10 protein-coding genes are annotated in these 10,628 nt (G+C 34.3%); 6 read left to right on the top strand and 4 right to left on the bottom strand.

The window, feature by feature from the left end:
• Nucleotides 1-256 precede the first annotated feature (256 nt).
• From ACNQGG_RS03455 to ACNQGG_RS03445, 3 genes are all read right to left on the bottom strand, one after another.
• On the bottom strand, nucleotides 257-1,201 hold the full coding sequence (locus tag ACNQGG_RS03455; RefSeq protein WP_417961555.1) for an ABC transporter ATP-binding protein: 945 nt from the start codon (nucleotides 1,199-1,201) through the stop codon (nucleotides 257-259).
• Between the two features lie 107 nt (nucleotides 1,202-1,308).
• The gene (locus ACNQGG_RS03450; protein WP_417961553.1) at nucleotides 1,309-2,001 is read right to left on the bottom strand and encodes a YiaD family glycine zipper/OmpA-like lipoprotein; all 693 of its coding nucleotides are present in this window, start codon (nucleotides 1,999-2,001) and stop codon (nucleotides 1,309-1,311) included.
• A gap of 18 nt (nucleotides 2,002-2,019) precedes the next feature.
• Nucleotides 2,020-2,493 (bottom strand): lipocalin family protein, encoded by a 474-nt coding sequence (locus ACNQGG_RS03445; protein WP_417961551.1) that lies wholly within the window; start codon nucleotides 2,491-2,493, stop codon nucleotides 2,020-2,022.
• A gap of 175 nt (nucleotides 2,494-2,668) precedes the next feature.
• Between ACNQGG_RS03445 and htpG the strand changes: the two genes are divergently transcribed.
• The 3 genes from htpG (at nucleotide 2,669) to ACNQGG_RS03430 (ending at nucleotide 6,556) form a co-directional block, all read left to right on the top strand.
• Entirely contained in the window at nucleotides 2,669-4,570 is a 1,902-nt protein-coding gene (gene htpG, locus ACNQGG_RS03440; protein ID WP_417961549.1) for a molecular chaperone HtpG, read from the top strand.
• Between the two features lie 464 nt (nucleotides 4,571-5,034).
• A complete protein-coding gene (locus ACNQGG_RS03435; protein ID WP_417961547.1) occupies nucleotides 5,035-5,913 on the top strand; it encodes a hypothetical protein in 879 nt (292 codons plus the stop codon).
• A gap of 244 nt (nucleotides 5,914-6,157) precedes the next feature.
• On the top strand, nucleotides 6,158-6,556 hold the full coding sequence (locus tag ACNQGG_RS03430) for a hypothetical protein (protein WP_417961545.1): 399 nt from the start codon (nucleotides 6,158-6,160) through the stop codon (nucleotides 6,554-6,556).
• Nucleotides 6,557-6,777: 221 nt separating this feature from the next.
• Here the strand turns inward: ACNQGG_RS03430 and ACNQGG_RS03425 are convergent, their stop codons facing one another.
• Nucleotides 6,778-7,242, bottom strand: coding sequence for a hypothetical protein (locus ACNQGG_RS03425; protein ID WP_417961543.1), 465 nt, complete (start codon nucleotides 7,240-7,242; stop codon nucleotides 6,778-6,780).
• Between the two features lie 194 nt (nucleotides 7,243-7,436).
• Here ACNQGG_RS03425 and ACNQGG_RS03420 point away from each other — a divergent pair, with 194 nt between their 5' ends.
• The 3 genes from ACNQGG_RS03420 to ACNQGG_RS03410 all read left to right on the top strand — a co-directional run bounded on the left by ACNQGG_RS03420 (nucleotide 7,437) and on the right by ACNQGG_RS03410 (nucleotide 10,599).
• Nucleotides 7,437-7,841 (top strand): DUF2721 domain-containing protein, encoded by a 405-nt coding sequence (locus ACNQGG_RS03420; protein WP_416857525.1) that lies wholly within the window; start codon nucleotides 7,437-7,439, stop codon nucleotides 7,839-7,841.
• A 120-nt stretch (nucleotides 7,842-7,961) separates the two neighbouring features.
• Nucleotides 7,962-9,353: a DUF1800 domain-containing protein gene (locus ACNQGG_RS03415; RefSeq protein WP_417961541.1), complete on the top strand. Its 1,392-nt coding sequence runs from the start codon at nucleotides 7,962-7,964 to the stop codon at nucleotides 9,351-9,353.
• A gap of 76 nt (nucleotides 9,354-9,429) precedes the next feature.
• Complete coding sequence (locus ACNQGG_RS03410; RefSeq protein ID WP_417961539.1) at nucleotides 9,430-10,599, top strand: DUF1501 domain-containing protein; 1,170 nt, start codon at nucleotides 9,430-9,432, stop codon at nucleotides 10,597-10,599.
• The last annotated feature ends 29 nt before the right edge of the window (nucleotides 10,600-10,628 follow it).

The raw sequence follows: 10,628 nt of genomic DNA, 5'->3' as shown, positions 1-10,628 counted from the left end.
AACGATTTCTAACTTTAAAGACATAGTGTAGTCTTTTTGGGTACGCTTAACATACCGTGTTTCTTGTGCGGATTCCATAGAATACTTTTTTGTGTATCGCTATTTCAGGACTAGACACAGATAAAAAACAAAACCCCAAAATCAAATTGATTTTGGGGTTTTGTTTTTTATCTGTGTCTAGTCCTGAAATAACGATACTTATAGACCCTTTCTATGTCCTTACATTGTCTTTCGCAATCTGAAACGGCTATCTGCTTTAGGCTAACATCAAAGTCACTTCTTGATTCAATTCTAATTCCGAATCGTGTTCAAAGAAAATAGCACTTCTTTCAAAAGCGGCTTTAATCAAATAATGACTTCCTTTAAAATAACATTGTTTCACAACCACTTGCATCCTTCCGTTGTCGACCACTTTTAATTGATGTGGATACAATAAAAGCGCTTCATCATCTCCATCAAGTTCAATTAATTGAGACAATTTTAATTCATTAACTTCCCCAAAAAGAGACGCGACGTATTTATTAATGGGATTTTTATATAAGGTTTTTGAGTTTCCTTTTGCTATCATGTTTCCATTTCTTACCACAATCGTTTCATCTGAAAAAGACAAAGCATCCGTACTGTCATGTGTTGCAATAATGCAGGTAATCCCCTTTTGTTTTAAGTAACTGAATAAGTTTCTGCGCAAGGCATTTTTTCTGAATGAATCAATCTGACTGAAAGGTTCGTCCAGCAAAATGATTTCTGGCTCTAATGCCAAAACTCTTGCCAGCGCCACCCTTTGCTGTTGACCACCACTGAGGTATTTTGCTTTAACTTTTGCAAATTCCGTCATTTCGACCATTTCCAAAAGCTCCTGAACTCTGGCTTTCTTTTTGTCTTTATAAATATTGGACAAAAACTTACCTACGTTTTCTTCGACAGATATATAAGGCATCAAATCGAAATCCTGCGCTAAATATTTGATATAATCTTCGCCGGGAATAAGATTCTGTTTAGGTCCAAGAATGAGTTTATTATCATAGGTTATTTCTCCTTGATCCAAATCATATAACCCGTATATCAATTTCAATAAAGTACTTTTACCACAGCCACTTTCGCCAATTACAGCTATATTTTGTCCTTTGGCAATTTCAAAACTAACATTCTTAATAACGGGATTTTCAATGTATGTAAAAGAAATGTTTTTTATTTCAAGCATCTTCTGTATTTAAGAGCGCAAATTTACAATGTTTAATTTAAAAATAAAGCCAAAAAAAAAGCTGTTTCGTAATGAAACAGCTTTTACTTTTATATAAAATCAGCTTATTACTTCACTTCAGTTTTAGCTTCTTGAATCATTTTCTGATTTGCAGTAATCGCAAATTCAACACGACGGTTTTGGCTTCTGCCTTCCACTGTTTCATTTGATGCAATTGGGTCAGCAATTCCTAAACCGGTAACTTGAAATCTCGTAGAGGAAACTCCTCTGCTCGCTAAATAATCTCTAACGGATGCTGCTCTTTCTCCTGAAAGTTTCAAATTATATTTTGGTGTACCAGTAATGTCAGTATACCCGTAAATTGTGATATCTGTATCAGGATACTCTTTAAAAACGGGAACTAATTTATCTAAATTTGCTTTTGCCTCGGCAGTCAAAGAAGATTTATTCGTATTAAAACGTACTGCATTTTCATTCAAAACCAGTTTAATTCCTTCACCTACACGCACCACTTCAGCTCCTGGAAGCGCGGCATCGATTTCTCTTGCTTGTTTGTCCATTTTGTTACCTATAACACCTCCGGCAACTCCTCCGACAACGCCACCTAAAACAGCTCCAAGAGCACCTTTTCCTCCTTTACCAAGGTTGTTTCCAAGGATTCCCCCTATAACGGCTCCACCAACGGCTCCAATTCCAGCACCTTTTTGCGCATTATTTGTATTTTTTAATGCTTCACAACTTGTAAACATTGAACCTATAACTAGTATTGTTGCTATCGCAACTATTGAAATCTTTTTCATATCTGTCTTTTTATGTAATTAGTTTTTTTGAAATTGGTAAACCACGTCAGTTATTTTTCCTCCCACGTCAATTTTATCAATCAATTGAAAAGAAGTAGCTGTTTGGTTTGCTACCATAAGGACATACCCTTCTCTAACTTTTTTAGCTTTTATACCTGCGTCTAAAACTTTTAGAACAAATTGCCCGTCTTTGTTTACAAACCAAGTGATCGGTGAGCTAAATGAAGTACAACCCGCTTTTGTCAAAGCCATATTTCCTTTATTATTATTTGAAATAAACTTCCATGTACTTCCAACAAAACATTCTGAATCAGCAATTTGAAAAGAATTTACTTTAATGTATTGCGAACCCGGATACGTTACTGAACTAATCACCCAGTTTCCTTTCATTGCAACTTGGGCTTTAGTATTTTCATTAGTACCTGTTACTGATTTTGACTTACAAGCAAACATCGAAACAGCTAATATGCATAATAAAATAATTTTTTTCATCTTTTAAAAATTTGTAATTAATACTCTTACAAAGATACAAAGCACTTCAACAAAATTGTTTCAGAATTAAATTATTTTGTATCATAATTAACGTTTCCGACAATTTGTCACTTTAATCTAAATTGGTATCTTATTTGAGTAAATTGTACCAAATTCAAACTTAAAAATTCAAAATATGACAACTGGAAAAATTAATGTTTCGGTAGAAAACATCTTCCCCCTAATCAAGAAATTCTTATACAGTGATCACGAAATTTTCTTGCGTGAATTGATTTCAAATGGGACTGATGCTACATTAAAATTAAAACATTTAACAAGCATTGGCGAAGCCAAAGTAGAATATGGCAATCCAATCATCGAAGTAAAAATCGACAAAGAGGGTAAAAAACTGCACATTATCGATCAAGGTTTAGGGATGACTGCGGATGAAGTAGAAAAATACATCAACCAAGTAGCCTTTTCCGGTGCCGAAGAATTTCTGGACAAATACAAGGATTCTGCAAAAGATTCCGGTATTATTGGTCATTTTGGTCTTGGGTTCTATTCTGCTTTTATGGTTGCCGAAAAAGTGGAAATTATCACTAAATCGTTCAAAGATGAACCTGCAGCCCACTGGACCTGCGACGGAAGTCCTGAATTCACTTTAGAGCCTGCTGATAAAACCACTCGTGGAACAGAAATCATTTTACATATTGCTGAAGATTCTCTAGAATTTCTGGAAGAGTCTAAAATCAGTCAATTATTAAATAAGTACAATAAGTTCATGCCTATTCCAATTAAATTTGGAACCAAAACGGAAAAAATTGAACAAAAAAAGGGTGAAGAAGTTGCCCCAGAAGACATAGAAGAGACCTTCAAAACAGTTGAAATAGATAACATCATCAATAACCCAAATCCAGCTTGGACAAAACTGCCAACGGAATTATCAGATAAAGATTATAAAAATTTCTATCATGAGTTGTATCCAATGCAATTTGAAGAACCGTTATTCCACATTCATTTAAATGTTGATTACCCGTTTAATTTAACCGGTATTTTATATTTTCCAAAATTGGGTTCTGATTTACAAATTCAGAAAGATAAAATTCAATTGTACCAAAATCAGGTTTATGTAACCGATAATGTAGAAGGAATTGTACCTGAATTTTTGACCATGCTTAAAGGGGTTATTGATTCACCGGATATTCCATTGAATGTATCTCGTTCTGGATTACAGGCTGATGCTGCCGTTAAGAAAATCTCGAATTACATCACGCGTAAAGTGGCTGATAAACTAAAATCTTTATTCAACGAAAACCGTGAAGATTTCGAGAAAAAATGGAACGACATCAAAATCGTTTTGGAATACGGAATGCTTTCTGAAGATAAATTCTACGAAAAATCAAGTGCATTTGTTTTGTATCCTACTGTAGATGATAAATTTTACACGCTGGAAGAATTAAAAGAAAAACTGGCCGCTAATCAAACGGACAAAGACGGAAAACTGGTTGTTTTATATGCCGGAAGTAAAGAAGCGCAACACTCGTATATCGAAATTGCAAAAGACAAAGGATATGAGGTTTTATTGCTTGATTCCCCAATTATCTCGCATTTAATCCAAAAAATTGAAGGCGATAACAGCGGAATGACTTTTGTGCGTGTCGATTCAGATCATATTGATAATTTAATCAAGAAAGAGGAAACTACCATTTCTAAATTATCTGAGGAAGAGCAAACCAATTTAAAAACAGTTTTAGAAACGATAGTTCCAAAACAAAATTATTCGGTACAACTGGAAGCAATGGACAGTCAAGCAGCCCCATTCATTATTACGCAACCAGAATTCATGCGTAGAATGAAAGAAATGAGTCAGTCTGGCGGTGGCGGGATGTTCGGAATGGGAAATATGCCTGAAATGTACAATTTAGTTGTGAATACCAATTCAGATTTGGCTACAACCATTCTTACTACTGAAGACAAATCTGCTCAGGAAAGTTTAGTTAAACAAGCATTAGACTTAGCTAAATTATCACAAAACTTATTAAAAGGAGAAGCATTGACTGCTTTTGTGAAAAGAAGTTTTGATATGATAAAATAAGCAGAGAACCCATTTTATGAAGTAAAATGGTGTGAATCGCTTATTCCGAACTTGTTTCGGAATATCCAAAATACTAAAGCTGTCCAATCGGGCAGCTTTTTTTTGTTTAGGAGCACCACATCCGTTTTCCACAAGAACGACTCGTCCTGCTGTCCATTGCAATCCACGCTGATTGCTTCGTCCCTCGTAATGCCAGCGTGGGATTTTTATTGCCATCAGGGCTATTTAGGGTGTTTATCTTTTCAAAATAATGTTCATCAAAACCACTCAAACCAGTTCACTCATTAAATAATCGGTTGTAACTATTTGTAAAGAATTATCTATATATTTGAATTGTAACAAAGTATGACGTTTGTCATACATATCTACCCATAAATGGGCGGGCTTGTATGATTTGGTCTTACATATAAACGAGTTATGGGCTATGGCAAAACGTTCCAACAACCAAATAACATCTTGACTAAATGATCCCACAAAAAATACAAGCATTATTTGAGTTTATCGATTTTTTGGATAAAAACAAAGCAGAATACGTTCAAAAATATATTCCGCTTTGCAATGAACTTAAAGAACTTGATAAACAAAGAAACACATTAAAACCAAACGAAAATTACAAAGACAAACGGTCTTACGAAAGCATTCAAAAACAAATAAAGGAGAAATTTGAACCTATTACAGATAACATTTACATCCCAATCACAAGTAAATTACAAGAATTAGGAATTTGGTCAGGCGATGATGTTTATACAAGCATATGGAATAACAATATTTCTGAAATATCAGATTTCAAAAGAAATTTTTCAGAAGAAGACGTAAAACAAATTTTTCGATACAAACAAAAATATCTGAGTTTTAGAGCTGAAGCAAATAGTGATTTTCTTTGTCTTTCATTTTTACTTTCCAACTTAGACGAAATACTTAAAGAACTTTTTGATTTTTTCAAAGACACAAACGAAAACGAATTTGACAGTTTTGAAACTAAAATAATTGAGGTTGACAGTTTTGCTGAAATAGCAAAAAACATAAAAGAAAACAGCGGAAAAAATGTAAAATATTCTATTCCTACTGAAACTGTTTTTGGAAAAAAACACACAACAGCAGCGACAAAAATCGCAGACATAAAAAATGAATTTAACATATATAATATGAGAGATAAAATTGAAGTAGGTACTATTTCTAATAACAGCGGACAAATTACCTTAGGTAAAGACAACAAAACAGAAGTAAATAGCAATGATGAAATTGCTAAAAAATCGTTTCGTTGGCAAAAACGAGACACAATCATTACAATAATCATCGGAATTATTGGACTAGTAATAGCATACTTATCGATGGTAAAATGACTTTAGCATAAACTAACAAAGCCGCAACCCATAACAGCTACAACGTATTTAGGCAATTGGCTTAATGGAAAGTTGGATTTGTATTTGGGATTATTTGGCAAACCCCGATTCGCGGATATGTAAAAATCATCTCGTATACAGATAACGCAGAATCAAGAATCTAAGACAATTTAAAACTATTACTATAAATTAAAATAAACCAAAAAAAATGAACAAAAGAATCACTTTCGCATTATTAATTTTTATGTTTTTCGCCAAATCTGAAATTTGCTCTGCTCAAGTATATGAAGAACCGCCAAAAATGGCCATGCCAAGTGAAGAGAATAAAGATTTAATTAATAGAATCATCAAAATTACGGAATACAATAAATATTTTGAAAAGGTTTGTTTGGATTATTTAAAAAATAAAGTTAAAACCGAAAATTGGAGTAAAGAGAAATATGAAACTTTAAAAAATAACATAAACTTAGAACGATTCAAATATAAAATCTTTAATACTCTTTCAAATTATAATTCTGAACAGTTAAAAGACTTGATAAAAAAATATGAAAATAACAAAAAAAGTCAAAATCGAAATTTATTAATTGAAAACAAAATCATAGATGAAGGATTAAAATCTCATGTGAAATTTAACTTTTCATAATCAATAAAAATCCTCAAGCTAGCGCGAGCGTCTCGCTCGTGCCCACAAAAAAAATCAGATAAATAATACAAATAAATGACCTACGTATTAATTGGAATGAGTTTACTTTTTGTCGCAATAGGATTTATTGTAACAGAGAACAATGCAAAATACCTGCTATAAAATAAATAAAGCCGTTTTTTCTATACAAGAAAAAACGGCTTTTTGCAAACTTCAATATACTAAAGGCCAAATCGTATGCTGGGGGCACGCACGCCTATTTGTGTATTTACCGAAGTATTGCTTGGTCTTCTTTGATAATTTCTTTGATCATATTCGTAATAATAAAATCCCGCATGTCCATAAAAAGAATCACTATGGTGGCAATGGGCATCACAATGAGCATGATGTGTTGTATAAACATCTTCCTTACTGGCAATATAGGCCCGATAGGCTTTTCTATTCTTTTTCTTTAGCTCTTTTTCGTACTCTTTTTGCTCTTTCCAAAAGGCTTTCTCTTCGGCTTTAGTTTTAGCCTGAAATGTTAACTCATAATTGGCATCTTCACTCCCCCTTTGTTGGTAATACGTGATTTTATCCGGATTGGAATTTATACGTGTTTCACTTTCTACACGGGCATCTTGGGCTTGTACTGTTGCTATTGTTCCCAAAAAAAACAGGACAAGCAGGGCTTTAATTATTTTCATGATTATAAATTTTAGTTACAGTTACTATTGTTTGTATTCTAACTTCAATAGTAAGACAACTGTAAAGCACTTTACCCTACCCAAAATTAGATTATTTTAAAAAACCTATCGAGATACCGCAAATAGGCAATTCATCCAACTTTGAATCGAATTGCGTACTTTAGATATTTCATTATAAAGAAACAACCATAATTATGACCTTACCTATTGAAACTCCTGCCCTCCTTTTCTCCGCAACTTCCTTGATTTTATTGGCATATACCAATCGGTTTCTAACGATAGCCACCATCATAAGAGGACTGAAAAAAGTATACAAGGAGAAAGAAAACAGCTTGATTTTATTGGAAATTAAAAACCTAAACTTACGATTGACCCTCATTCGCTACATGCAAATGGCTGGCGTCTTGAGTCTATTCTTGTCGGTATTTACGATGTTGTTATTATTTTTAGATCAGCAATTATTTGGCGTTTATCTTTTTGGATTGAGTTTATTCAGTTTACTGATTTCATTGGGTTTATCGTTTTGGGAAATTAATATTTCTGTCGATGCACTTCGCTTGCATTTGAGCGATTTAATGGATAAAAAAGAAGGCGTGTAACTTATTTGGTTATAAATACGAAAACCTGATAGTTTCTGTTATTAAAGAAGAACAAACTTTATTGTTTTCCCATTAAACCCTTTTACAATTATAAAGTCCAACTGTCAAGCACTTTAGATTATGAACAACCACACCCTTTGGTCCTTGCGACTCGGATATTCAGCTAAACAGGCGGAAACCATCAAAAGAACAGGTTTAAAAAATTTCTTGGAACAGTCTTTTGCCCAAAAGTTTGATTCGAAAGTTCCTGATTTCCTGGAAAACAGTCCGAAATCATTTACTGAATTCAAAGTACTCCGGAAAAAATTAAAAGCCTCAAGTCCCGAAGAAGCAAAAGAAATGCAAAAAAATGAAGTGCAAACTTCCTTCGAAATGAAAGCTTGGTGGATTGGTAAAATGAACGAGGACGAATTTCCGCTTCGCGAAAAAATGACCTGTTTCTGGCACAACCATTTTGTGTCCACGTATCAAAAAGTGAAGGTCAATTATTGGGTTTTTCAGCACAATCAAATTTTAAGGGAGCATGCTTTTGGAAATTTCAAAATCATGACCAAAGAAATCATTAAAACTAATGCGATGGTGCGTTACCTCGATAATACCGACAATAGGAAAGACAAGCTCAATGAAAATTTAAGTCGGGAATTACTCGAACTTTTTACCCTTGGAATAGGAAATTACACGGAAGAAGATATTAAAAACGGAGCCAAAGGTCTTGCCGGACTTGGCATTGGGGAAGAAAATGCAGTGTACAGAAAATTTTTCGAAGACAATGAAAGCTTTAGTTATCTGGGTAAAAAAGGCAATTTAAAACTGGATGAAATGGTCGATGCCATTTTCGAACAACCCAAAATCCCTTATTTAATCACTCGAAAGATCTTAAAATGGTTTATTTATGATAATCCAAAGAAGGAGTTAGTGCACTATTATGGTGATTATTTCAAGAAAGTCGATTTTGAAATCAAACCACTTCTGACCAAAATTTTCACCGAAGAATTCCCCAAAAACAATGCAGGTTCCAAAATTAAAAATCCGTTGGAATACCTTTTACAATTAATGGATGAACTCCATGTTCAAAATCCGAATGGAAAATTAATGGCGCATTTTATCAAGGACCAAGGTATGGATTTATTCAACCAGCCCAATGTAAAAGGATGGGACGGCGGGAATTCGTGGCTCACTTCGCAAGTTTTTCTCCAACGAAACAATGTTGCCGATTTACTTTGTAACGGTAAAAACTTAAACCGGGGAAAAAAAGAAAATGAGAATGCGATGAGGAAACAAAACCCTAACCGGCCCAGAAACGCAATGCTGCATTGGGACAAAGAAGGGAATAATAAGCAAATCATTGCCGAACTCAAAGACCGACTACTATTTCAAACCGATGAAACCGACCAGCAGGATTTTGAGAAATTATTAAAATACGATTTCGACAGTAAAACCGAAGGTTCCGAAAATGCCGTGACGCGATTATTTAATTTTATGGTAAAGACACCGGAATTCCAACTAATATGAGTCGAAAGTAAAATGTCCTAAAGTCAAATAAAATTTAGACTTTAGACTTTAGACTTTGGACATTAAGACTACTATTATGAACAGAAGAAATTTTTTAACACTCACAGGGACATTTACAGGAGGGTCACTCCTATTGCCTGATTTTTTATATTCTTTTGGCTCTCAAAACACTTTGGTTTTGGGTGAACAATGCATTGTTTTTGTTCAGTTAAATGGTGGAAATGATGGGCTAAACACCTTTATTCCATTTGAAGATGCCCTTTATTATGACTTGCGTCCCAAAATTTCCATTTCAAAAACAGAAGTACTTTCCTCGTCAAAAGGGATGGCGTTTCATCCCGCTCTTAAAGGTTTTGCCAGCATACAGCAAAGCGGCGATTTGTCCGTCATACAAAATGTGGGGTATCCAAATCCGGTTCGTTCTCATTTTCGAAGTCAGGAAATTTGGCAAACGGCGCCCGCTAATCAGGAATATCTCAATGAAGGCTGGCTCGGTCGCTATCTTGATTTGCAATGCAAGGAACACCAACCCACGGCGGGCATAAACATTGACTCCATCGATAATTTAGCGTTGAAAGGCGAAGAACCCAACTCGATTACCGTAAAAGATCCCAATCGGTTTATTACAAAAAACAGATTGGAAAACGACAGCCAATTATCCGATAATCCGCAACTGGATTTTGTTCGAAAAATTGCCAATTCCGTCATTGAAGGTTCCGATGATATCCAAAAAGCGTTATCTAAATCAGCCGTTTCAGATGTGGTTTATCCAAAATCTGGCTTGGCTAAAAACCTCGAATGGATTTCGAAATTGATAAAAGGAAACCTGAACTCAAAGGTATATTACACATCGCTAGGTGGTTTTGACACCCATGACAATCAACTTGCAATACACAAAAACAAATTGACGGATCTCAATGATGCCGTTTTTAGTTTTTACCAAGATTTGAAAAAATCACAACAATTACAAAACGTAACAATAGTGGTTTTCTCGGAATTTGGTCGCCGCGTAAAAGACAATGGAAAGGGAACTGACCACGGAACGGCTGCTCCAATGTTTATTATTGGAGGAAATAACCGAGGAAAAATCATAGGAAGAAACCCAAACCTTTCGGATTTAGACAATGGAGATTTAAAACACGATATTGATTTTAGAAGCGTTTATGCCTCACTTTTAAAAAACAAATTTGATTTTGATTCCTCTCAAATCGGAATACGAAACAAAATTCTGGAAGGATTATTTTAAAAAAGGCATAAATCACTACAAAACCTTAT

Origin of the sequence: Flavobacterium esculini, assembly GCF_048284325.1 — a bacterium.
In the GTDB taxonomy this organism is placed as follows: domain Bacteria; phylum Bacteroidota; class Bacteroidia; order Flavobacteriales; family Flavobacteriaceae; genus Flavobacterium.
This window is presented reverse-complemented; position numbering and strand designations above follow the sequence as displayed.

Bases quoted from the DNA above. Each gene is read 5' to 3' on its own strand.
- ACNQGG_RS03430 (WP_417961545.1), top strand. From the start codon at position 6,158: ATGTTTTTCGCCAAATCTGAAATTTGCTCTGCTCAAGTATATGAAGAA.
- ACNQGG_RS03435 (WP_417961547.1), top strand. From the start codon at position 5,035: ATGATCCCACAAAAAATACAAGCATTATTTGAGTTTATCGATTTTTTG.
- ACNQGG_RS03445 (WP_417961551.1), bottom strand. From the start codon at position 2,493: ATGAAAAAAATTATTTTATTATGCATATTAGCTGTTTCGATGTTTGCT.
- ACNQGG_RS03420 (WP_416857525.1), top strand. From the start codon at position 7,437: ATGACCTTACCTATTGAAACTCCTGCCCTCCTTTTCTCCGCAACTTCC.
- ACNQGG_RS03455 (WP_417961555.1), bottom strand. From the start codon at position 1,201: ATGCTTGAAATAAAAAACATTTCTTTTACATACATTGAAAATCCCGTT.
- ACNQGG_RS03410 (WP_417961539.1), top strand. From the start codon at position 9,430: ATGAACAGAAGAAATTTTTTAACACTCACAGGGACATTTACAGGAGGG.
- ACNQGG_RS03450 (WP_417961553.1), bottom strand. From the start codon at position 2,001: ATGAAAAAGATTTCAATAGTTGCGATAGCAACAATACTAGTTATAGGT.
- ACNQGG_RS03425 (WP_417961543.1), bottom strand. From the start codon at position 7,242: ATGAAAATAATTAAAGCCCTGCTTGTCCTGTTTTTTTTGGGAACAATA.
- ACNQGG_RS03415 (WP_417961541.1), top strand. From the start codon at position 7,962: ATGAACAACCACACCCTTTGGTCCTTGCGACTCGGATATTCAGCTAAA.
- htpG (WP_417961549.1), top strand. From the start codon at position 2,669: ATGACAACTGGAAAAATTAATGTTTCGGTAGAAAACATCTTCCCCCTA.